Raw genomic sequence first — 23,975 nt, forward strand, 5'->3', positions numbered from 1 at the left:
GAAATCGTCTATTTTTTAGAAGGTAAATGCACTGCTTAATGGGAATGCTATAAAAAGTGAATATCGAATTAAACGAATGTTTCCTTTAGGAAACATTTTTTCTTTGATCACACTAAGTTCCCTAAAGGTAAAAAGGTTTCTCTAGACCCACTAGGAGGTTATCCTCCATAATAAAGATAACAGAGGGGAAAAGTGGGGGTATAGATGGAAGAACAAGCGTATTTAGATCTGAAAAGAGGCGAACGTGGAGCAATCATTAGCATTGTCGCTTATATTTGTTTGTCTATCCTAAAATTAACTGTTGGAATTCTCTCAGGCTCAGAAGCTTTAAAAGCGGATGGTTTAAATAACGCTACGGATATTATCTCTTCAGTTGCTGTATTAATTGGGTTGAAATTATCCCAGCGACCTGCTGATCATGATCATCCATATGGTCATTGGAAGGCTGAAAACATCGCTTCATTGATCGCTTCTTTTATTATGATGGTGGTTGGGATTCAGGTTATTATTGACGCCATCACTAATATTTTTAATGGAGTACATAAAACACCAGATATCATTTCTGTGTGGACCAGTCTATTTTGTGCTGTTGTTATGTATTTTGTTTATCGGTACAATAAAGCGCTTGCAACTGAGATTAATAGTCAGTCTGTCATGGCCGCTGCAAAGGATAACTTATCGGATGCATGGGTGAGTATAGGTGCCGCAGTTGGAATTATAGGTTCACAGTTTCAGTTGCCATGGATTGATCCGTTAGCGGCCTTAATCGTCGGCTTTATTATTTGTAAAACCGCATGGGATATCTTCCATGATGCCACCCATACGTTAACAGATGGATTCGATGAAAAAGAAATCAAAACGTATGAAGAAACAATTCAGAACATATATGGAGTGAAGGGAATTAAAGACATTAAAGCGAGGAATTATGGAAATAACGTCGTTGTTGATGTCGTCATTCTAGTAAACTCTGATTTAGATATAAAAAGTGCCCACGATATTGCGACAAAAGTAGAAGATAAACTAATAAAGGATAATAAAGTTTATGATGTTCACGTACACGTAGAGCCGAATTAATCCTTTTAATTTAGAACAAAAAACGACAAGTGGAAGAAGCTTAAGGACATTTACAAAAAGCTGTTTTGATTTGGAATACTGCTAGCTTTTGTACCGATTCTTTTCCAAAAGCCAGCAGTATACGGAAACAAGCTCAACTTTACGATCAAACACAGTCCGAACCGATCCGTATTCATGAAAGTCTGCTCCATTTTTTAAATTGCAATTTGTCAAATGAGTAGATTAGCAGATTCCAAATTATAATTGAGAAAATTTGGTTAGATCTGCAGCCCTGCCAATCATTACTAGGATATCCCCCTCAAGAAATACTTCGTCTGGGGAGGGAGTGATAATAATTTCTTTATTTCGTACCACAGCAATAACACTGATATTGTATATCGCCCGTAAATCTATTTGCCGTAGACTTTTTCCGACCATACTTGATGGAATCATAATTTCTTCTATATTAAACTCTTTTGATAGTTCAATATAATTTAACGTATTAGGTGATAGAAGAAGGTTGGCTAACCGCTCACCCATATCTCTTTCAGGATAGATAATGGTATCCGCACCGACCTTTTTCAAGACTTTCCCATGTCTCTTGCTTAATGCCTTCGCAATTACTTTTTTGACGCCTAGTTCTTTAAGGATTAACACGGTTAAAATACTTGATTGCATATCATCTCCTATCGACACGATGACTGTTTCAAAATTACGAATACCTACAGAAGTCAGGGCTTTTTCATCCGTCGAATCGGCTACGATCGCATGGGTTACATAAGGAAGAGCATCATCAACTTTACCTTCCTCTATGTCAATGCCTAGAACTTCTTGTCCAGCCTCATATAACTTTTCAGCTACTGTAGTACCGAATCGACCTAACCCTATTACTGCATATTGTTGTGTGGACAATTTTATCTACGCCTCCTATCATGGAACCTACCTTATTATAAAACAAAATTCACTCTCATGATTTAGCCGATCAAAATATTCCCATTTGGATTTTGAAATGAATCTGGCTTTCGTCTTTTAGAAATCGCAAAGGGAATCGTTAAGGACCTAGTCTCCCTACGAATATGGTACATATAATAATCATACGACAGTTCTGGGGTAAACATTTATAAAATGAAATAAAAAAGTCAGGTTCAACAATGACCTGACTTTTTAGTTCACAACATGAAATGTATTTATATTTAATTTACCTGAGGCTCAATATGAATATGGGAATGGTTGATTTGATGGGTTTGGGATAAACGTTCCTCCACATTTTCAGCAATTTGGTGACCTTCTATAACTGTTAAGGTAGGTTCAACAAAGATGGTGGCATCGACAATAGGTTGGTTCCCGTGTAATCTAGCCTTAATATCCTTTACTAATTTCACGCCAGGCGTTGAACGAATAGTCGATTCAATCTCCTTTAACTTTTCAACTTCAAAGGCATCAGTTAAATCAAGTGCAGCATCCTTAAAGATTTCCCAAGCTGTTTTGCAAATCACGATCCCTACAATAAAGGCGGCTGCAGGATCTAGCCAACTAATTCCAAAATAAGCCCCAATAATTCCAATCATGGCGCCAATACTAACTAGAGCATCCGAACGATTATCTTGTGCTGCAGAGTACAGGGATTTACTGTTCACTTTCTTAGATAACTTTAAATTGTATAGATAGATTCCATACATAAAAATGGCAGAGAAAAAAGCTACAAAGGCAGTCATGATATTTGGACTAGTTTCACTTGGATTTAGTACGGATTCAACAGAGCCCATTATAACCTGAATACCGACTGTAATCATGATGAAAGCAGCGACAAGCGAAGCGATGGTTTCTGCTCTTGAATGTCCGTATCGATGATTTTCATCAGGTGGCTTTTGCGCGATTTTTAAGCCAATTAAAACTGCGACTGAAGCAATGATATCTGTTAAATTGTTTAATCCATCAGCTTGTAATGCTTCTGACTTTCCGATTAGACCCACAGAAATTTTAATACCCGACAAAAGTATATAAGAACCAATACTTAACCAAGCACCACGTTCGGCTTTTTTATATGTAGAGTGATCCATTTCAACCTCCTATAGGTACAACCCTTTTCTCTCTTATTATTAATAGGAGGAATGTAAATATTCTTGGGGATAATTGGTGTGGGAAATATAATGATTGCAAACATACGACATATAGTTAAAATAATGAAGTGCATGGCTTGCTGTAACTCTCTTCAGCAGAAGTCTCTAACGATGATAGGTACGAGATGAATGTAAGCTTTTTCAGTGGCGGTTCTAAACTTGGTTGAATGAAGTTAAAGAGTTCAGTGATCGGATTCTCGTTTTTTTAATGGAAATTTCTCGAACTCATGGATTGTATCCGGACACAAACTCGACGGAAGGATTTAAATAATAGCCAATGATTTTTGTGCTTAAGAAAACACTAATCACTTTATTTTAAGTTGATAGAGGTTTACAATATAAATTACTCAGAATAATGAATAAGTTGAATGGAAAGAAGAGGGTGAGGGGTTGTTTACGAAGTTTTTATTAGCCCTTATTTTACCAGGATTATTAGTTGTGTTTTTTTCAAGAGTTACCTATAACCGAGTCCTTGCGCTTTTCCTAGCGGTGGCGTTAATCGCAGCGTCCGCATATAAAGGTTACACAGATACCCTATGGCTAATTATTGTCGATGCTTTATCTTTAACGGTTGGATTTTGGTACGCCACCCAAATTAAACGTAAAATGAACAAAATCGAAAACCTGTCTTAATGCTTAATGGATGACAGGTTTTTTTGAGTTTTTTGCGAAATTCATTAAAATTAAAAGAATGTATGTTCGGATCCTTGTGGCTATTGTAGAAGTAGTTGTGGTAAAATGGGAATAATGATTGAACGGACAAGGTTAACAAATTAGTGGGATTGTTTAAAGGAATAGGAGGCAATATTTTGGAGAACCAATTTCAATTAGTATCAAAGTATACACCACAAGGGGACCAGCCTCAAGCAATCGAAAAACTTGTGGATGGCATAAAAAAAGGAAAGAAACATCAAACCTTGCTCGGTGCTACAGGAACAGGAAAAACCTTTACGGTTTCAAATGTCATTCAACAAATTAATAAACCAACATTAGTGTTGGCTCATAATAAAACTCTTGCTGGTCAGTTATACAGTGAGTTTAAAGAATTTTTTCCCAATAACGCTGTTGAATATTTTGTCAGTTACTATGATTATTTTCAACCAGAAGCCTATGTCCCTCAAACAGATACCTTTATTGAGAAGGATGCGAGTATTAATGATGAAATTGATAAATTGAGACACAGTGCCACCTCGTCATTATTTGAGCGAAATGATGTCATTATTATTGCGAGTGTGTCTTGTATATATGGTTTAGGTTCGCCGGAAGAATATAGCAGGCAAGTTCTATCTTTAAGAGTCGGGATGGAAGTGGAGCGAAATCAGCTTCTACGTAAACTTGTCGACATCCAATATGACCGAAATGATTTGAACTTTATTCGTGGTACCTTCCGTGTTCGTGGCGATGTCGTGGAAATACTTCCGGCATCAAGAGATGAGCACTGCATTAGAGTAGAATTCTTTGGTGACGAGATCGATCGAATTCGAGAAGTGGATGCACTGACAGGCGAAATTCTCGGCGACCGGGATCATGTCGCCATCTATCCGGCATCCCACTTCGTTACTCGTGAGGAAAAACTAAAAGTAGCCATTGCCAATATTGAAAAGGAATTGGAAGAGAGACTCTCAGAACTTCGAGAAGACGGAAAACTCCTTGAGGCACAACGTCTTGAACAGAGGACTCGCTACGATTTAGAAATGATGAGGGAAATGGGATTTTGTTCTGGAGTTGAGAACTACTCCCGTCATCTTGAGTTACGGACAGCAGGCTCAACACCGTACACATTGCTTGATTATTTTCCAAAGGATTTTCTGATGATTGTCGATGAATCCCACGTTTCGATTCCACAGGTTCGCGGGATGTACAACGGAGACCAAGCGAGAAAGCAAGTATTGGTTGATTATGGTTTCCGCTTGCCTTCAGCAAAAGACAATCGTCCATTAAAATTTGAGGAATTTGAAAAACATATTAATCAAATTGTTTATGTTTCTGCCACTCCTGGTCCCTATGAAATGGAGCATGCACCAGACGTTATTGAACAAATTATTCGTCCAACTGGATTGCTTGATCCGATTATTGATGTTCGTCCAATTGAAGGACAAATCGATGATTTAATTGGTGAAATTAATGAACGAATTGAAAAAAATGAGCGTGTCTTGGTAACAACATTAACGAAAAAGATGTCAGAAGACTTAACTGATTATTTAAAGGAGATCGGCATCAAAGTACAATATCTTCACTCTGAAGTAAAAACGTTAGAACGGACAGAAATTATACGAGATCTTCGGTTAGGGAAGTATGATGTATTAATTGGAATCAATCTTTTAAGAGAAGGATTGGATATTCCCGAAGTATCCTTAGTAGCCATTCTAGATGCGGATAAAGAAGGCTTCTTACGCTCTGAACGTTCTTTGATTCAAACCATTGGTCGGGCGGCACGTAATTCGAATGGACGTGTTATTATGTATGCTGATAAAATGACGCATTCGATGGAAGTAGCCATTTCAGAAACAAAACGTCGTCGCGCCATACAAGAGGAGTACAATGAAAGACATGGCATTACACCAACGACGATTGTAAAGGAGATACATGAGGTCATCCGTGCAACACACGCAGCGGAGGAACAAGAGCAATACAACCCAACAGAAGATTTGTCAAAACTACCGAAAAAAGAACGCGAAAAGGTAATTGCCGAAATGGAAAACGAAATGAAGGAAGCGGCCAAAGCTTTGAACTTCGAACGAGCCGCAGAGCTTCGTGATATATTATTAGAATTGAAAGCGGAAGGATGACGACCACATGGCGATGGATAAGCTAGTTATAAAGGGTGCCAGAGCCCATAATTTAAAAAATATTGATGTCACAATTCCGAGAGATAAGCTTGTTGTCATAACGGGACTTTCCGGGTCAGGAAAGTCCTCCCTTGCGTTTGATACGATTTATGCAGAGGGGCAACGAAGATACGTAGAATCCCTATCGGCCTATGCGAGACAATTTCTTGGACAAATGGATAAGCCGGATGTGGATCTTATCGAGGGTCTATCACCAGCTATTGCCATTGATCAAAAGACAACAAGCAATAACCCTCGATCAACAGTTGGTACGGTAACGGAAATATATGATTATTTACGTTTGCTCTTCTCAAGGGTAGGTCATCCGATTTGTCCGACTCATGGAATTGAAATCACTTCACAAACGATCGAGCAAATGGTTGATCGGATTATGGAATATCCTGAAAGGACCAGAATTCAAGTGCTATCTCCTGTTATTTCAGGAAAAAAAGGTGCTCATATAAAGGTCCTAGAGGATATAAAAAAACAGGGATATGTGAGGGTCCGTGTTGATGGAGAGATGTATGATTTAGGGGAAGACATTGAACTCGATAAAAATAAAAAACACAATATCGAAGTGGTAATTGACCGTATCGTTGTCAAAGAAGGAGTTGCATCAAGGCTTGCGGATTCCCTTGAATCAGCCTTAAAACTTGGTGAAGGACGAGTCATGATTGATGTTATGGGTCAAGAAGAACTTCTTTTTAGTGAACATCACTCCTGTCCGATTTGTGGTTTTGCCATTAACTCTCTTGAACCAAGGATGTTTTCTTTCAACAATCCATTTGGGGCTTGTCCAGAATGTGATGGGCTCGGAGCAAAGAAAGAAGTAGATATCAACTTGGTCATTCCAGATTGGGATGTAACATTACGACAGAATGCGATTGTTCCATGGGAAGGGAAAATGTCTCAATATTATCCACAACTTTTAGAATGCATTTGTACCCACTATGGAATTGATATGGATACTCCTGTGAAGGATCTCCCAGAACATCAAATGGATAAAATCTTAAATGGTTCCGGTGGAGAAAAAATTCTTTTCCATTATGAAAATGATTATGGTCAAGTGCGCGAAAATCTCGTTGAGTTCGAAGGTGTCCTTCGTAACATTGAACGTCGATATCGCGATTCAAGCTCCGATTTTATTCGTGAGGTAATGGAAAAATATATGACTGAGCGTGCGTGTAAGACCTGTAAAGGGCATCGGTTAAGCAAAGAATCACTGGCAGTCAAAGTGGATGGAAGGCATATTGGAGAATTAACAGATCTTTCTATCATTGATGCTTTGAACTTTTTCAATACCCTTACTTTATCTGAAAAAGAAGAGCAGATCGCTCGTTTAATTCTTCGTGAAATTAATCAGCGACTTGGCTTCCTTGTAAATGTAGGGTTGGATTATTTAACATTAAGTCGTACAGCAGGAACCTTATCCGGAGGGGAAGCGCAGCGGATTCGTTTGGCGACGCAAATTGGTTCGCGATTAACGGGGGTTCTGTATATTTTAGATGAGCCATCTATTGGACTTCATCAACGCGATAATGATCTTCTCATTGAATCACTACAAAATATGCGGGATATTGGAAATACATTAATTATTGTAGAACATGATGAAGACACCATGATGGCGGCTGATTATCTCATTGATATTGGACCAGGTGCAGGGGTTCATGGAGGTCAAATTCTTGCCGCTGGAACACCGGAAGAAGTTATGGAAAATCCGAATTCTTTAACAGGTCAGTATTTATCAGGGGAAAAGTATATTCCGCTTCCAGTTGAAAGAAAGAAATCAGACGGTCGCTGGGTGGAGATAAAAGGTGCAAAGGAAAACAATTTAAAGAATATTAATGTTAAATTTCCTTTAGGGATGTTTATTGCCGTAACAGGTGTTTCAGGATCTGGTAAAAGTACACTCGTAAACGAAATTTTACAAAAGACGCTTGCAAATAAACTAAACCGTGCGAGAACAGTTGCTGGGGCTCATCGTTCTGTTACAGGATTAGAGCATTTAGAAAAGGTCATTAGCATTGACCAAGCTCCGATTGGCAGAACGCCAAGATCTAATCCGGCTACTTATACTGGAGTTTTTGATGATATAAGGGATGTCTTTGCTAAAACAAATGAAGCGAAGGTACGTGGTTATCAAAAAGGTCGCTTTAGTTTTAATGTTAAAGGCGGACGCTGTGAAGCCTGTCGTGGGGATGGAATTATCAAAATCGAAATGCACTTTTTACCAGATGTGTATGTTCCTTGCGAAGTTTGCCATGGAAAACGATATAATCGCGAAACCCTTGAGGTGAAATATAAAGGAAAAAGTATTTCCGATATTTTAGATATGACTGTTGAAGATTCTTTGGCGTTCTTTGAAAATCACCCGAAAATTAAAAGGAAGTTACAGACTTTATTTGATGTCGGTTTGGGATACATTACGCTTGGACAATCTGCTACCACTTTATCTGGCGGTGAGGCTCAGCGGGTAAAATTGGCGGCAGAATTACAAAGACGCTCAAACGGAAAAACCTTCTATATCTTGGACGAGCCGACAACGGGTTTGCATGTTGATGATATTTCTAGATTGCTGGTTGTTTTAAAAAGACTTGTAGAAAATGGTGATACGGTACTAGTTATTGAGCATAATCTAGATGTGATTAAAACAGCTGATTATATCGTTGACTTAGGTCCTGAAGGTGGTGCAAAAGGGGGAAATGTTGTAGCCACTGGAACACCAGAAAAAGTTGCAGAAGTGCCAGGGTCGTACACTGGAAAGTATTTAAAGCCCATTTTGGATCGTGATTATAACCGGATGAAAGAACAGATGAATGTGTAAAAAAATTGAAACTAACTGATTGTTCCATTCGTATAGTTCTTTGGAAGATATTTCTCATGTCATAAAAGAAGTAAGCTTCTTGGAGAAGCTTCACTTTATCTGGGAGGAATGCAAAATGGTAGAAGAACGTAAACGAATCCTGAAAATGGTCGAGCAAGGGAAGCTAACGGTTGATGAAGCTCTCACGTTAATAGAAGAATTAGATAAATCATCAAAAGCGATGGAAGAGAAGCAGGAACAATGGGTTACAGAGCTTTCAACAGTGGTAAAGTCTGAGGAACAAAAACAAAAAAGTGAGTATAAATCTCAAGATACGTTTCAATCAACAAAGGAGAAGTTTTTTGACTTTGTAGACAGTGCGGTTAAAAAGATAAAAGAATTTGATCTTGATTTGAATTTTGGAAAGCATGCAGAGGTTTCTCATATTTTTCAACAGACTGAAGCTGACATAAAGTATATGGATATAGATATTGCAAATGGTCATGTTTCGATCATCCCATGGGATCAAAAGGATATTCGTGTAGAATGCGAAGCGCAAGTGTATAAAGGGGAATCCCAAGAAGAAGCCAAAGAATACTTTTTAAAGGAAATTACCTTTGAAGTGCGAGGACAGCGGCTATATTTTACGACTGGTCAAAAGTCCATCAAGCTAAAGGCAAAAGTCTATATTCCACAGCAAGAATATGATCAATTTGATATTCGTATGTTTAATGGTTCAATTGAGGGGAAAGAGTTAAACGTTAAACAAACGAAAATCAAAACGGCAATTGGAAAAATCACAATCGATCATATACGAAGTGAAGAAGTAGAAGCAGAAACGGCAAACGGCGGCATTCAATTTATCGGAAGTCAAATTGGAAAATTGGAAGCTGAAACACTAAATGGTGGCATCCAAGTGGAGGGAGACTTTCGTAAACTGGAGTTGCAATCCTTTAATGGGGACATATCTGCTCAAATTCTAGGCGCTACTTGTGAATGGTTGGAAGCAACAACGACAACTGGAGCGATTGAATGTGTCATTCCAGAACCGTATTCTGTGAATGGAGACTTAAAATCTAATCTAGGGAATTTCACCGTTGATTTAGATGGAATTCAAATTGTTGAGGAGAAAAATGAGCTGATACAAAAAAATCTTGGCTTTAAATCGATTCAAGAGTCGTCCCATCCTTTACGATTATTTGCTGAAACAAAAACAGGTTCTATTGCTGTACGTAAAGCATAGATTATAGGAGAAAAAATAGGACGATCAAGCGGTATAGAATAAATCCTTATGAAAGAATGGGAGGTGGTTATGATGAGATGGTTTCTGGGAATTGTCATCAATGCTGTTCTATTTATCGCTTTAGCTGGCTTTTTCGAAAACTCCATTTATATTGAAGGTTTTTGGGCTGCGTTGGGAGCAAGCTTTGTACTGTCTGTACTCAATATTTTTGTCAAACCCATCTTGATCATTCTAACATTGCCTGTTACGATTCTTTCACTAGGATTGTTTCTTTTTGTGATTAATGCGGTAACATTGTTATTAACGGATCGTATTATGGGGAGCTCTTTTGAAATTGAAAGTTTTGGTATGGCTCTTTTAATAGCAGTGATGATGTCGATTGTGAATCTCATTATCCAAAATCAATTGACACCTACAAAAAAGCAAAATTAAATAAGTGGTTCATTTAATGGGGATCTGGAAACTACTGTCAAAAGGTAGTGCTGGATCCCTTTTTTTGATTCATCTCTATATTGTTTTCAAATTTAAAAGTATGAGAGTATATCTTAATCAGAAAAAATGATAAAATAAAACTCGAACTTTCCTTTTACCATGTACTTTTTATAGTTTTTTAATATAGGACACTTTACCTTACTGAAAAAAAGGAGGAACACTGTGGTTAAAGTTCGTACGAAAGATATTATTGAGAAGTTCAACCTTGATTTAATTAGCGGGGAAGAGGGAATCAATCGCCCTATCACGATGAGTGATATATCAAGACCAGGGATCGAGATTGCTGGTTATTTTGATTTTTACCCGGCAAATCGGATCCAATTGATTGGGAAAACCGAATTAACGTTTGCGGCAAAATTATCAGAACCAGATCGGGCTTACCGAATGGAAAGGCTTTGTACCGATGTAACCCCTGGGATCATTATTTCTAGGGAGATGCCTGTTCCAGAAGAATTGATTGAAGCCTCTGAGCGGGAATCCGTACCTGTTATGCGAACAAAACAAAATACAACAAAGTTTTCAGGCTTACTTACGAATTTTCTTGAAAGTAAGTTAGCTCCAACAACAGCTGTTCATGGTGTTCTTGTTGACGTGTATGGCGTAGGCGTATTGATTATGGGGCAAAGTGGTGTTGGTAAAAGTGAAACCGCCTTGGAATTGGTAAAGCGTGGGCATCGCTTAGTAGCAGATGATTGTGTTGAAATCCGTCAAGAAGATGAAAATACTTTGGTCGGTACTGCACCAGAGCTAATTGAGCATTTACTAGAAATTCGAGGACTAGGAATTATAGATGTCATGACTCTGTTCGGGGCAGGCTCTGTTCTTCCAAGTAAAAAAATATCGCTTGTCATCAACCTAGAGATTTGGGATCAACATAAACAATATGACCGCCTAGGGCTTGATGAGGAAAAAATTAAAATCATTGATACAGACATTACAAAAATCACTATACCTGTTAGACCTGGTCGAAATTTAGCTGTTATTTTAGAAGTGGCAGCCATGAATTTCCGTTTAAAACGAATGGGAATGAATGCTGCGGAAAACTTTACAGAAAGGCTGAATGAAGTGATCGTTGATCATGGTCAGGATGAATCAGAAAGTTAATAAGTAAAGGTATTTTTCATATTCTTTTTAAAATTGATTTACGTCATGTCTATATTTTGTTCATTCAGTATAGTCCAATGGGTACAAACAGTTAAAGGAGTTGTCGAAATGGAGGAGAATATTCAGCCACTTGATCCTATTGCGCTATCGCTTGGTCCCATCCAAATTCATTGGTATGGAGTCATTATTGGCGCTGCTATTGCATTAGGGTTGTATTTAGTTATTAGGGAGTCTGATAAAAGGGGACTTGAAAAAGATTTATTTACAGATCTGTTATTATGGGCCATTCCAATTGCGATTCTATCAGCACGCGCTTATTATGTTATTTTTGAATGGGATTATTACTCACAAAATCCAGGACAAATCATTGCCATCTGGAAGGGTGGACTTGCCATCCATGGGGCTTTAATTGGTTCCGTTATTACAGCCTACGTGTTCACGAAAAAACGGGGTGTTTCCTTTTGGAAAGTTGCTGATATCGCAGCGCCGAGTTTAATTTTAGGCCAGGCAATTGGAAGATGGGGAAACTTTATGAACCAGGAAGCACATGGTGGGGAAGTTACTCGAGAGTTTTTGGAAGGGTTATTTCTACCTGATTGGATTATCAACCAAATGTATATAAATGGGACTTATTATCATCCTACTTTTCTTTATGAATCTATTTGGAATATAATTGGTTTTATTTTATTACTTTTACTTAGAAGAGTGAATTTACGTCAGGGTGAGCTATTTCTTACATACCTAATTTGGTATTCCATTGGTCGTTTCTATGTCGAGGGCTTGAGAACGGATAGCTTAATGCTAACAGAAAGTATTCGAATGGCACAACTGATTTCCGTCATGCTCATTATTGGCGCAGTAGCTGTACTCATTTATCGACGTGTGAAGGGCTATGCGAACATTCGTTATCTAGATCAAGAAGTTCCACCGAAGAAATCTAAGACAACAAAGAAAAAAAAGAAAAAGAATTAGTAGATAGAAAAGCCCAGAGCAACAAGAAAAAACAAAGGGTGGTTTGACATCAATGCGAAAAGGGGATTGTTATGCTGGTTTCTTTTAAAAAGGGGCTTATAGATGGGTTAAGAGTAACTTGGCTATTAGGGAAAGTTATATTTCCAATTACATTAATAATAGCATTGTTACAGCATACACCTGTTCTACCATGGATAATTGATTTGATTGCACCCTTTATGGGGATTTTTGGTTTATCAGGGGATGCGGCTATTCCACTTGTGCTAGGAAATGTACTCAATTTATATGCCGGAATTGGTGCTATTTTAACGTTGGATTTAACCGTAAAAGAAGTATTCACGATTGCTCTGATGCTCGGGTTTGCCCATAGTTTGTTAATTGAGTGTGGGGTCGCCATAAAGGTGGGCGTGAAATTATGGATTGTTCTACTTGTACGATATGGACTCGCGTTCCTCTCTGGAATTCTCGTAAATTTGGTTTGGCAGGGAGGGGCAGAACCAGCTAAATTTGGATTTACCTCTAATTCTCCTCAGACAGAGGTTATTACAGGGTGGATCCCAATTTCAATTGATGCATTGCAACAAGCTTTCATGGGTGTACTTCAATTGGCATTGATTGTTATCCCGCTTATGATTTTCATTCAAGTTCTAAAGGATAAAGATTTTATTCGTATTTTTTCGAAAAAAATGTCCCCGATTACTCGTACGTTAGGAATGAGTGAAAATACGTCAACAACCCTTACAGCTGGATTGTTTTTTGGTCTAGCTTATGGTGCCGGGGTGATGATTCAAGCAGCAAGAGAGGAAGGGGTTTCGAAGAAGGATTTGACCATAGCCTTTATTTTCTTGGGTGCATGCCACGCTATCATTGAGGACACACTTATCTTTGTTCCGTTGGGAATCCCTGTTCTCCCACTTTTCATCATCCGACTAGGAATCGCGGTCTTATTAACCGTAACAGTAGCCATTATATGGAAAAAAAGCGAAATTGCAAGGGGAAAGGAAGTCACCTATGGACAATAAAATTACAACCTTATTATTTGATTTAGACGGTACATTAATTGATACAAATGAACTGATTATTAAATCATTTCTTCACACGTTAGAGCAATATTTTCCTGGCAAATATCAACGTAATGACGTACTGCCATTTTTGGGACCAACGCTAACAGATACATTTTCGGTTCTTAATCCTGATAAAGTAGATGAGATGTGTGATGTGTATCGAACTTTTAATAAAGCAGAACATGATTCACTCGTCACAGAATTTCCAGGTGTGTATAACACGATGAAAACGTTAAAGGAATCAGGATTTAAAATGGCCATTGTGACTTCGAAAATGTCCGATGTAGCAATGATGGGAATGAAATTAACAAAGATCGATTCCTTTTTTGATACGATTGTAGCATTTGAACATATTGAAAAGCCGAAACCAGATCCAGAAGCGCTTTTTAAAGCGCTTGAGGAGCTAGGTTCGACTCCAGGTGAATCCATTATGATTGGTGATAATGGTTCTGATATTTTAGCTGGAAAAAATGCAGGGATGAAAACAGTTGGTGTTTCTTGGTCGATTAAAGGAAGAGAGTTTGTGAGCTCGTTTGAGCCAGATTATATGCTTGAACATATTTCGGATATTTTACCAATTGTTGGTGTGAAACAATAATGAGAAAAACGGATCGTTATCCTGTGGAAGGAGCCAATTCATTATGGCATGTCTATAAAACCGTGCCATTTTGGAAAGTTATCAAGAATTTCATTGTGATTCAGCTGGCTCGGTACAGTCCTTTTCTTGGTTTAAAAAACTGGCTCTATCGACATCTATTAAAGATGAAGGTGGGTGAACAAACCTCTTTCGGTCTAATGGTAATGCTTGATATTATGTTTCCCGAAAAAATTAGAGTCGGAAAAAATACGGTTATTGGATACAATACAACGATATTGGCTCATGAATATCTAATAAAGGAGTATCGTCTTGGAGATGTGATCATCGGCAATGAAGTCATGATAGGGGCAAATTCCACGATTCTGCCAGGGGTGACCATTGGAGATGGTGCAGTTGTATCTGCTGGCACCCTTGTAAATCGCGATGTCCCTCCAGGTGCCTTTGTAGGCGGTAATCCAATGGTATTGATTCGTCAAGATGTTAATGAAATATTTAATCAAGAAAAAAGATGACAGTTGCATTTCATGTGACTGTCATTTTTTATACTCCAATGAAGAATAGTATAATAGAGTAAAGGGATATAGATGATAGAAATTTTCGAATAGTTGAATTCAACTCTTTATTTTTCCTTGACAAAGAAGAATAGGAGCGATACAATAACTTCAACTTACTACCATATTAGCGAACTAAAGTAAAAAGGAACAGAGGTGTTCTACCAGATGAGTCGTTTATTTATGTTTGAGAAACCGTTAGGAATGAGAGATACATTACCAGAACTGTATGAAATGAAACATCGTACACGTTCTCTGATTAGCGAAGAAATGAAAAAATGGGGATATCAATTTATTGAGACACCTGCATTGGAATATTATGATACCGTTGGTGCCGCTTCGGCGATTTTAGAACAACAGCTTTTTAAACTTTTAGATCAGCAGGGACATACTCTTGTGTTAAGACCTGATATGACGTCACCAATTGCAAGGGTTGCAGCTTCAAAATTGTTAAAAGAAGAATTACCGCTTCGTCTTGCTTACAGTGCAAATGTTTATCGGGCTCAACAAAGAGAAGGTGGTCGACCAGCCGAATTTGAGCAAATCGGTGTCGAATGTATTGGTGATGGAACGATCAGCGCAGATGGTGAGGGCATTGCTTTACTCATCTCTACACTTGAGGAAACTGGACTAGAATCTTTTCAATTATCTGTGGGACACATCGGCTTTATTCAGGATTTTTTTATTGATATATTAGGTACAGAAGAACGGGTAAAAACGTTAACTACCTTTTTATATGAAAAAAATTATGTAGGATATCGTGAACATGTGAAACAGCTCCCACTATCGTCGATTGATAAACAGCGTTTAATTGATTTCTTAAGCTTAAGAGGGGGAGAAGAGGTCATTGAATCAGCATCCCGTCTTTTAGAAAATAATAAAGGAATTGAAGCGCTACAAGATCTAAAACAATTGTGGGAAATTCTAAAAGATTACGGTGAAGTCGGTAAAAGGGTGAAATTTGATTTAACCCTAGTTAGTCATATGAGTTATTATACGGGGATTTTATTTGAAGTATATGCCGATCAAGTTGGATTTCCGATTGCAAGTGGAGGACGATATGACCGCCTTTTGAGCCAATTTGGAAAAGACGCTGGTGCAACAGGATTTGCCATTAGATTGGATCGACTTTTAGAAGCTTTAGGAGACGTTGAAGAACATGAACCCGTGAAATGCATTATTTTTAGTGGTGAGAGACGTAAAGAGGCCTTTAAATTAGCTGCCGAAAACAGAAAAGCTGGAAATAAAGTCGTGTTACAAGATATCAATGGTGTCAAAAACATTGACGCTTGTACGCAAATTTACGAAGAAGTAATGATGCTAGTTGGAAAAGCAGGGAAGGAGTCAGCACGATGAAGGAGCCGTTAACAATCGCTATGCCAAAAGGCCGGATTTTTGAAGAAGCTGCTGCATTGCTTCGAGAAGCAGGCTTTCAACTGCCACCAGAATTTGATGATTCAAGAAAACTTATTATTGATGTGGAAGAAGAAAATTTTCGTTTTATCCTTGCCAAACCTATGGATGTCCCAACCTATGTGGAACACGGTGTTGCAGACCTCGGAATTGCAGGGAAGGATGTCATGCTAGAGGAAGAACGTGACATATATGAAGTACTTGATTTAAAAATTAGCGAATGTTATTTAGCAGTTGCGGGTTTACCAAATACAAAAATGAATGATGTAGCCCCAAAAATTGCAACAAAGTATCCGAATGTTGCATCGACTTACTTCCGTGAACAAGGTGAACAAGTAGAAATTATTAAATTAAACGGGTCCATTGAACTGGCTCCGATTATCGGCTTGGCTGATCGAATTGTTGATATTGTTTCAACAGGACGTACGTTACTTGAGAATGGTTTAGTCGAATATGAACGGATCGTTGACATCACATCTCGTTTAATTGTGAATCCAGTTAGCTATCGCATGAAGGATGAACGCATAAGTGACATTGTTGAACGGATTGCAAAGGTTTTAGAAGCAAAGTCAACAATCGCTTAATGAGACAAAGGGACAGGTACCATGTCCAAAAAATATTTTAGTGTCTTCAAAAGGGGCTTCCGAAACCTTCGGAATGGATAAAAGAGTTTTCGAAAGGGGGTTTCGAAACCTTCGGAATGTGATCATAATGCTTTCGAAGAGGGGTTCCGAACCGTTCGGAACCCTAGAAAATCGAATCAAAAGGCTCACATTATAGAATTTACTAAGGTTAGGATGAGAACGGTGAAAATCATAAAGGTAACTGAGGATATCTCAATAAAAAGATCTGTAGACAATGGGACCGAAGATCAACGAGCTATTGTAAAAGACATCATTACAAAAGTAAAAAATGAAGGCGATGTAGCACTAAAACTCTATACTGAAAAGTTTGATGGAGTGTCATTAGATTCATTAGTCGTTCAGACTGAAGAAATCGAAGAGGCTTACAATCTAGTTTCAGATGAGATCATTGAAATTATCAAAGAGGCAGCAGTTAATATTCGCTTCTTCCATGAAAAACAACTTAGGAACTCATGGATGACAACAGACAAAAACGGAACAATGTTAGGACAAAAAGTGACTCCACTTGATTCAGTTGGGGTTTATGTACCTGGTGGTACAGCAGCCTATCCTTCATCTGTATTGATGAATGTGGTTCCCGCTCAAGTGGCTGGTGTAGAGCGTATTGTCATGGTATCCCCACCAGGAAAAGATGGGAAACTACCTGCAGGTGTATTGGTAGCGGCTAAAGAAGCAGGTGTTAAGGAAATCTATAAGGTTGGAGGAGCGCAGGCGATTGCTGCTCTAGCTTATGGAACAGAAACCATCCAGTCCGTTGATAAAATCACTGGACCAGGCAATATTTTTGTTGCGTTAGCAAAACGTGAAGTCTTTGGTGATGTGGATATTGATATGATTGCCGGACCAAGTGAAATTGCTATTTTAGCTGACGATACAGCTTACCCTAATGAAGTAGCAGCAGATTTATTATCACAGGCTGAGCATGATGCTCGTGCATGTAGTGTCCTTGTTACCCCTTCATATGGCTTAGCAGAGGCTGTCGCAGTAGAAGTGGAGAAGCAATTAGCTACCTTGCCGCGTCAAGAGATTGCTTCAAAGTCCATAAATGATTATGGGGTTATTTATGTTACAGAATCAGTAGACGAGGCAATTGAAACGGTTAATAAATTGGCGCCTGAACATCTTGAAATTATAATGGAAAATGCTATGGAAAAGGTCGGTCGTATTCGCCATGCGGGTGCCATCTTCATCGGAAGATACAGCTCAGAACCAGTAGGCGACTATTTTGCTGGTCCTAACCATGTATTACCTACAAATGGGACTGCAAGGTTTTCAAGCCCATTAAATGTTGATGATTTCCAAAAGAAATCAAGCCTAATCATGTATAGTGAGCAAGCTTTTAACGAGAACCGTGCGAAAATTGCTGCATTTGCTCGACTTGAGGGACTTGAAGCCCATGCGAGAGCGATAGAATCTCGAGGAAAATAAGTGAAACAAGGGGACGGTTCTCCTTGTTTCACATTGTATGGTTAAATTAAATGTTGATAAATGAATTACACATTTTTAGTAATAATGAAACAAGGAGAACCGTCCCTTGTTTCAAAAAGGAGAGTTGAATGATGTCGAGATCGGCTTCTATTAGCAGAAAAACGAATGAAACCAATATTGAACTGTCATTAAATATAGACGGAACCGGTGTATCGGATTTAGAAACAGGGGTTCCTTTTTTAACTCATATGCTGGATCTGTTTGCCAAGCATGGTCAATTTGATTTAACAGTGAATGCAAATGGTGATATCGAAATTGATGATCACCATACAACTGAAGATATCGGAATTTGCCTTGGACATGTTTTAAGAGAAGCTTTAGGTGATAAAAAAGGGATTAAACGATATGGCTCCGCAACTATTCCAATGGATGAAACCCTTGCAACGGTTGCCGTTGATTTAAGCAACCGTCCCCATTTTGAAATGCGCGCGGATTTTCCAAGCCAAAAGGTAGGAACCTTTGATACGGAACTTGTACATGAGTTCTTGTGGAAATTAGCCGTTGAAGCAAGAATGAATTTACATGTTATTGTTCATTATGGGCAAAACACACATCATATTATTGAGGCCATCTTTAAAGCATTGGCTAGAGCACTTGATGAAGCCACTACCGTTGATCCACGGGTTAAAGGGGTTCCATCGTCAAAGGGGATGCTATAAATGATTGGTGTTGTAGACTATGGAATGGGGAATCTATTCAGTGTGAGTCAAGCATTGAAACGTTTAGAAGTACCTTATTTCATTTCTGAAGAACCAACCGAGTTAGCAAAAGCGGACGGGTTGATTTTACCAGGTGTTGGTGCTTTTAAAGATGCGATGGTTCTTCTTAATGAGTCAGGATTGGCTGATTTTATTCATGAATATGTAAAAACAGGAAAACCACTCCTTGGCATTTGTCTTGGAATGCAGCTTCTTTTTGAAGAAAGTGAAGAAGGTGGTTTTTCAAAGGGATTAGGTCTTTTACCAGGACGTGTCGTTCGCTTTCCCGGCAAGTCAGGTAGCGAGGGATTATATAAAGTGCCTCATATGGGCTGGAATCGTCTAGAGTGGGTAAATCCCTCTCCAATCACAAAAGAATTGGAAGAGGATTATGCTTATTTCGTTCATTCTTTTTATGTCCAAACAGACAATGAAGAAATTTTAATTGGTAAATCATCTTACTATGAAGAGGTCCCAGCAGTAGTTGGTCGAGAAAACATCTATGGCATGCAATTTCACCCGGAAAAAAGCAGTAAACTAGGTGTAAAGCTACTTACTAATTTTACAAAATTAATTTGAAACATAGGGACGGTTCTCATGTTTCAAGCGGCGTTCTTGTTTGAAAAATAAATCATTCATGGGTATGGTCCGTGTTATAAAAATGGAACACGAGAACCGTCCCCATGTTTCACAATGGAAGGAGAGTGGATAGGATGGCATTTACAATTTATCCTGCGATCGATATGCGGGGTGGAAAATGTGTTCGATTGATTCAAGGGGATTATAATAAAGAAACGGTTTATGGGGATTCTCCTTTTGATATGGCAAAGTCCTTTAAAGAAGCGGGAGCAAGTTGGATACATATGGTGGATTTGGATGGTGCAAAAGATGGAAAACGGGTTAATGATACATTTGTCGTTCAAGCAGCAAAAGAGCTAAACGTTAATGTTCAAATCGGTGGCGGCATCCGAACTGAAGAAGATATTGTTCACTACTTACAAAATGGCGTAACGAGGGTCATTATTGGCAGCATGGCCATCTCCAATCCCCAGTTCGCGATTGATATGATCAAAAAGTATGGAAAACAAATTGCCATTGGCATTGATGCGAAGGACGGTTACGTAGCTACACATGGTTGGTTGAACACATCAGAAGCAAAAGCTATTGAGGTAGGGAAAAGATTTGCAGACGCTGGATGTGAAACGTTTATTTTCACCGATATTGCTACAGATGGTATGCTCACTGGTCCGAATATTGAAGCCGTTAAACAAATGGCGATCGAAACAGGGAAAAATGTGATTGCTTCTGGTGGAGTTAGTAGCCTTGAAGATTTGGTTAATCTAAAAGAGTATGATTCTCAAGGGGTTAGCGGAGCAATCGTTGGAAAAGCCATTTATGAAGGTCGTTTCACAGTAGCAGACGCATTGAAAAAGGTGGGAGAATCATGATCACAAAACGTATTATTCCTTGTTTAGATGTCAAAGAAGGACGTGTTGTTAAAGGTGTACAATTTGTGGAGCTTCGTGATGCAGGGGATCCAGTGGAATTAGCACGTTTTTATGATGAACAAGGCGCAGATGAACTTGTATTTCTTGATATTTCTGCTTCCCATGAAGGTCGAAAAACAATGGTAGAAGTCGTAAAGTCAGTTGCTTCAGAACTTGCAATTCCTTTCACGGTTGGCGGTGGGATCAACTCACTTGAAGATATGAAACGAATTTTACGTGCTGGTGCAGATAAGGTATCATTAAATACAGCAGCTGTTATGAATCCTGAATTGATTACAGAAGGAGCCGATTTTTTTGGTTCCCAATGTATTGTCGTGGCAATTGATGCAAAATGGGATGAGGAATTGGGGTCATGGCGTGTGTATACCCATGGAGGTCGCACCCCTGTTGATAAAGAGGTTATTACGTGGGCAAAAGAAGTGGTTGAACGAGGAGCTGGAGAAATTCTTCTAACAAGCATGGATTCTGACGGTGAGAAAAAGGGATTTGATTTGCCTTTAACAAAAGCAGTAAGTGAAGCCGTTTCAGTTCCTGTGATTGCCTCAGGTGGGGCCGGTAATGCTGAACACTTTGTAGAAGCTTTCGTTGAAGGAAAGGCTGACGCAGCTTTAGCAGCATCCATTTTTCATTATAAAGAAACCTCAGTCAATGAAGTTAAGTCCTACCTAAGGGATAAAGGTGTGAATGTAAGATGAACCTAGAAGATGTTAAATTTGATGAAAAAGGGTTAATTCCAGCGATTGTTCAAGATGCTTCGACGAAAGAAGTGTTAACCTTAGCGTATATGAACCGGACTTCATTAGAAAAGTCCATTGAGTCGGGTGAAACTTGGTTCTACAGCCGTTCTCGTCAAGAGTTGTGGCATAAAGGAGCAACAAGCGGGAATACACAAAAAATCATTTCAATGAAACTTGATTGTGATCGAGATGCCATCGTCGTCCTTGTAAATCCAGCAGGACCTGCCTGTCATACGGGTGAAATTAGTTGCTTCAATGAATCTATTTATTCCAAAGAAGGTGCAGCAAGCATGAGTGCAAACTTATCTGATTATCAAATTTTGGTTACTCTTGAAGAAGTAATCGCACAACGTGAAAAAGAACGTCCAGAAGGAGCTTATACGACTTATTTATTTGAACAAGGAGTCGATAAGATCCTAAAAAAAGTCGGGGAAGAAGCAACCGAAGTTGTCATCGCAGCGAAAAATCGCAGCAAGGAAGAACTAAAATGGGAAGCTTCTGATCTACTCTATCACCTTATGGTTTTACTACGCGAACAAGACCTACCCTTTAAAGAGATATTGAAGGTTTTAGAAGAACGACATCTAACAAAAGAAAAATAAAAACTATGCCTGACACTCCAAAAGAAACTTTTGGAGTGTCAATTTTTGTGGAATCTGAAAGGGAGTCTGATCCAGACAGCAAAGGAAATAATCCAGCTTCTGATCCCAAAATCAACCTAATATGGATAGCAGAAGGACAGTAAAAAGTAAAAGCTAATACTAAAGCCCCGATCTAACCACAGCCCTCATTCAATTATAATTCTGTAAGCACCAATGCCAATCTGAATTCTTAACATAGCAAATATACAAGGAATGGTCTTTTGGAGAGCATTTATTTGTGGTATAATTGTTTAGTTGAGAACAATAAGAAAATAAAATGGAGGGTTTCATGAGTAAAAACGCTCACGCTAAAACAAAAGGACAGTTGCTGACGTTTATTCCTACTGGTGAATATTATTTCACATTAGGCTTGAAAGCATTCCAACGTCGTGAATTTCAAAAGGCGATTAAATATTTAAAAAGAGCCATGCACCTAGAACCGGGTGAACCGATGATTGTGTGTCAGTTGGCAATTATTTATACAGAAATTGGTGAATTTCAACAATCGAATGACCTCCTACATTCAGTACTTGAAGAACTTGATGAAGAAATGATCGAGTGCCATTACTTTCTTGCGAATAACTATGCACATATGGGCTACTTTAAAGATGCTTATACTCATTTAACCATTTATTTAGAAAATGATCCGAATGGGGATTTTATCCATGAAGCAGAAGATCTTCTTGAAATTCTTACACTTGAAGAAGATGTATTAGACGAAGATTCCTATGAGCATGATGATTTAATTATGAAGCAGGAACAGGCTAAAGAATTACTTGAATCTGGCGATTTTTCAAAAGCAATTAAGCTATTAAAGTCAGTCATCAAAGATTTTCCCGAATACTGGTCAGCTTATAATAATTTAGCCTTAGCCTATTTTTATTTAGGAGAAATTGAAAAAGCAGCTGGCGTGTTGGATCAAGTCATGGAGAAAAATCCAGGCAATCTACATGCTGTATGCAACAAACTTGTATTTGCTTTCTTCCAGCAGGATTTTCAAGAGGTGAAGGAAATCTCATCACTTCTGAAAAAAGTAAAGCCAATGTCATCTGAACATCAATTTAAACTAGGTGCCACTTTTGCATTAATTGGTGAATATGAAGCAGCCTATGGCTGGTTTCATAAACTTTATAAGCAAGGTTTTAATGGGGATGGTCCTTTTTATTATTGGTTTTCCTATGCATCCTACTTTACAGGTAGAGAACAGCTGGCACATTCCTTATGGGATAAGGTCCTTCAAATCAATCCGCAAAAAAAGGATTTAGCGCCATGGAATAACGAAAATGCACATATAAACGGACTTGAGAAATATGATACATGGATTTTGAAGTATTTGGAAAGTGATTTGATTGAAGAGAGATTATTTGCGGTTTTTCTATTATCAAAATCGGATCACAAGGAATCCATCCTTACAAAGACAGAAGTTCGTGAGAATAAAAAATTTTCTAAACTAGAGAATCAATACGTATCCTTTGTGAAGGATAAACAAGCAGATGATGGTCAAATGGTTGTGGCCCACGAAACAGCTCAACTATTGTACCAATATCATCATCCTGTTGGTACCGTAGAAGCAAGCCTATATTTACTATGGTTTTCTGTATTTACCGAATTAAATAAGGCAAAGGTTTCACTTAAAAATGAAAAAGCCTTAGCAGCGGCTATGGATTATATTTGGAAAAAATTAAGAAGAGAAAAATGTTCCCAGCAACAGATAGCTCATCAGTATGGACTTTCTTCCTCGACATTACAGAAATACGTAAAGTTAATTAATGAATATCTTTAATTGAGCAGATTGATGGACTTAAAGAACGTTCTTTTATAGGATATGGATAAAAGGTCATACTAAAAAGAGATTATGGCTGTTTTATCTATATCCTATTTTTTAACTTCATTCAGCAGAGGTCCTTCTACTACTATAAGTGGGAGATAAAGGGATAAAGGTTTTCAGATTTCAGTTTGGTTTAATCACCGGTTGAATGAAGTTAAGCCTCCGGCGGATGCCTCGGATTTTTTAGATG

General features: G+C 38.4%; 22 protein-coding genes. 20 read left to right on the forward strand and 2 right to left on the reverse strand.

Annotation, left to right across the window (positions count from 1 at the left end):
- The first annotated feature begins 204 nt into the window (after window positions 1-204).
- Entirely contained in the window at window positions 205-1,074 is an 870-nt protein-coding gene (locus Q5760_RS04295) for a cation diffusion facilitator family transporter (protein ID WP_428911013.1), read from the forward strand.
- A 237-nt stretch (window positions 1,075-1,311) separates the two neighbouring features.
- On the opposite strand, the gene Q5760_RS04300 is transcribed toward Q5760_RS04295, so the two are convergent.
- Both Q5760_RS04300 and Q5760_RS04305 read right to left on the reverse strand, forming a co-directional pair.
- Window positions 1,312-1,965, reverse strand: a complete 654-nt coding sequence (locus Q5760_RS04300; RefSeq protein ID WP_428911014.1) for a potassium channel family protein — start codon at window positions 1,963-1,965, stop codon at window positions 1,312-1,314.
- 281 nt (window positions 1,966-2,246) lie between these two features.
- Window positions 2,247-3,113 (reverse strand): cation diffusion facilitator family transporter, encoded by an 867-nt coding sequence (locus tag Q5760_RS04305; protein ID WP_428911015.1) that lies wholly within the window; start codon window positions 3,111-3,113, stop codon window positions 2,247-2,249.
- Between the two features lie 450 nt (window positions 3,114-3,563).
- On the opposite strand from Q5760_RS04305, the gene Q5760_RS04310 reads away from it, so the two are divergent.
- The 19 genes from Q5760_RS04310 to Q5760_RS04400 all read left to right on the forward strand — a co-directional run bounded on the left by Q5760_RS04310 (window position 3,564) and on the right by Q5760_RS04400 (window position 23,740).
- The gene (locus tag Q5760_RS04310; RefSeq protein ID WP_428911016.1) at window positions 3,564-3,806 is read left to right on the forward strand and encodes a CsbA family protein; all 243 of its coding nucleotides are present in this window, start codon (window positions 3,564-3,566) and stop codon (window positions 3,804-3,806) included.
- Between the two features lie 176 nt (window positions 3,807-3,982).
- Window positions 3,983-5,962: an excinuclease ABC subunit UvrB gene (gene uvrB, locus Q5760_RS04315; RefSeq protein ID WP_428911017.1), complete on the forward strand. Its 1,980-nt coding sequence runs from the start codon at window positions 3,983-3,985 to the stop codon at window positions 5,960-5,962.
- Between the two features lie 7 nt (window positions 5,963-5,969).
- Window positions 5,970-8,825: an excinuclease ABC subunit UvrA gene (gene uvrA / locus Q5760_RS04320; RefSeq protein WP_428911018.1), complete on the forward strand. Its 2,856-nt coding sequence runs from the start codon at window positions 5,970-5,972 to the stop codon at window positions 8,823-8,825.
- 115 nt (window positions 8,826-8,940) lie between these two features.
- A complete protein-coding gene (locus Q5760_RS04325; protein WP_428911019.1) occupies window positions 8,941-10,047 on the forward strand; it encodes a DUF4097 family beta strand repeat-containing protein in 1,107 nt (368 codons plus the stop codon).
- A 72-nt stretch (window positions 10,048-10,119) separates the two neighbouring features.
- The gene (locus Q5760_RS04330) at window positions 10,120-10,479 is read left to right on the forward strand and encodes a phage holin family protein (RefSeq protein ID WP_428911020.1); all 360 of its coding nucleotides are present in this window, start codon (window positions 10,120-10,122) and stop codon (window positions 10,477-10,479) included.
- Window positions 10,480-10,701: 222 nt separating this feature from the next.
- Complete coding sequence (hprK, locus tag Q5760_RS04335; protein ID WP_428911021.1) at window positions 10,702-11,643, forward strand: HPr(Ser) kinase/phosphatase; 942 nt, start codon at window positions 10,702-10,704, stop codon at window positions 11,641-11,643.
- A 108-nt stretch (window positions 11,644-11,751) separates the two neighbouring features.
- The gene (gene lgt, locus Q5760_RS04340; protein ID WP_428911022.1) at window positions 11,752-12,615 is read left to right on the forward strand and encodes a prolipoprotein diacylglyceryl transferase; all 864 of its coding nucleotides are present in this window, start codon (window positions 11,752-11,754) and stop codon (window positions 12,613-12,615) included.
- Window positions 12,616-12,686: 71 nt separating this feature from the next.
- Complete coding sequence (locus Q5760_RS04345) at window positions 12,687-13,637, forward strand: nucleoside recognition domain-containing protein (RefSeq protein WP_428911023.1); 951 nt, start codon at window positions 12,687-12,689, stop codon at window positions 13,635-13,637.
- Window positions 13,627-14,277, forward strand: a complete 651-nt coding sequence (gene ppaX, locus Q5760_RS04350) for a pyrophosphatase PpaX (RefSeq protein WP_428911024.1) — start codon at window positions 13,627-13,629, stop codon at window positions 14,275-14,277. Before Q5760_RS04345 ends, ppaX begins: the two co-directional genes overlap by 11 nt.
- The gene (locus Q5760_RS04355; RefSeq protein ID WP_428911025.1) at window positions 14,277-14,789 is read left to right on the forward strand and encodes an acyltransferase; all 513 of its coding nucleotides are present in this window, start codon (window positions 14,277-14,279) and stop codon (window positions 14,787-14,789) included. Before ppaX ends, Q5760_RS04355 begins: the two co-directional genes overlap by 1 nt.
- A gap of 207 nt (window positions 14,790-14,996) precedes the next feature.
- Window positions 14,997-16,184, forward strand: a complete 1,188-nt coding sequence (locus Q5760_RS04360; RefSeq protein WP_428911026.1) for an ATP phosphoribosyltransferase regulatory subunit — start codon at window positions 14,997-14,999, stop codon at window positions 16,182-16,184.
- On the forward strand, window positions 16,181-16,825 hold the full coding sequence (gene hisG / locus Q5760_RS04365) for an ATP phosphoribosyltransferase (RefSeq protein WP_428911027.1): 645 nt from the start codon (window positions 16,181-16,183) through the stop codon (window positions 16,823-16,825). Before Q5760_RS04360 ends, hisG begins: the two co-directional genes overlap by 4 nt.
- A 222-nt stretch (window positions 16,826-17,047) precedes the next feature.
- Complete coding sequence (gene hisD / locus Q5760_RS04370; RefSeq protein WP_428911028.1) at window positions 17,048-18,313, forward strand: histidinol dehydrogenase; 1,266 nt, start codon at window positions 17,048-17,050, stop codon at window positions 18,311-18,313.
- A 131-nt stretch (window positions 18,314-18,444) separates the two neighbouring features.
- Window positions 18,445-19,032, forward strand: a complete 588-nt coding sequence (hisB, locus tag Q5760_RS04375; RefSeq protein WP_428911029.1) for an imidazoleglycerol-phosphate dehydratase HisB — start codon at window positions 18,445-18,447, stop codon at window positions 19,030-19,032.
- Window positions 19,033-19,650, forward strand: coding sequence for an imidazole glycerol phosphate synthase subunit HisH (hisH, locus tag Q5760_RS04380; protein WP_428911030.1), 618 nt, complete (start codon window positions 19,033-19,035; stop codon window positions 19,648-19,650).
- 134 nt (window positions 19,651-19,784) lie between these two features.
- Window positions 19,785-20,519 (forward strand): 1-(5-phosphoribosyl)-5-[(5-phosphoribosylamino)methylideneamino]imidazole-4-carboxamide isomerase, encoded by a 735-nt coding sequence (gene hisA / locus Q5760_RS04385; protein WP_428911031.1) that lies wholly within the window; start codon window positions 19,785-19,787, stop codon window positions 20,517-20,519.
- Entirely contained in the window at window positions 20,516-21,274 is a 759-nt protein-coding gene (gene hisF / locus Q5760_RS04390; protein WP_428911032.1) for an imidazole glycerol phosphate synthase subunit HisF, read from the forward strand. The genes hisA and hisF overlap by 4 nt, the downstream gene beginning before the upstream one ends.
- Window positions 21,271-21,918 (forward strand): bifunctional phosphoribosyl-AMP cyclohydrolase/phosphoribosyl-ATP diphosphatase HisIE, encoded by a 648-nt coding sequence (gene hisIE, locus Q5760_RS04395; RefSeq protein ID WP_428911033.1) that lies wholly within the window; start codon window positions 21,271-21,273, stop codon window positions 21,916-21,918. The genes hisF and hisIE overlap by 4 nt, the downstream gene beginning before the upstream one ends.
- A 328-nt stretch (window positions 21,919-22,246) precedes the next feature.
- Window positions 22,247-23,740: a tetratricopeptide repeat protein gene (locus Q5760_RS04400; protein WP_428911034.1), complete on the forward strand. Its 1,494-nt coding sequence runs from the start codon at window positions 22,247-22,249 to the stop codon at window positions 23,738-23,740.
- The last annotated feature ends 235 nt before the right edge of the window (window positions 23,741-23,975 follow it).

It is taken from the genome of Niallia sp. Kr1, from assembly GCF_050389805.1.
GTDB lineage: Bacteria > Bacillota > Bacilli > Bacillales > Cytobacillaceae > Bacillus_BD.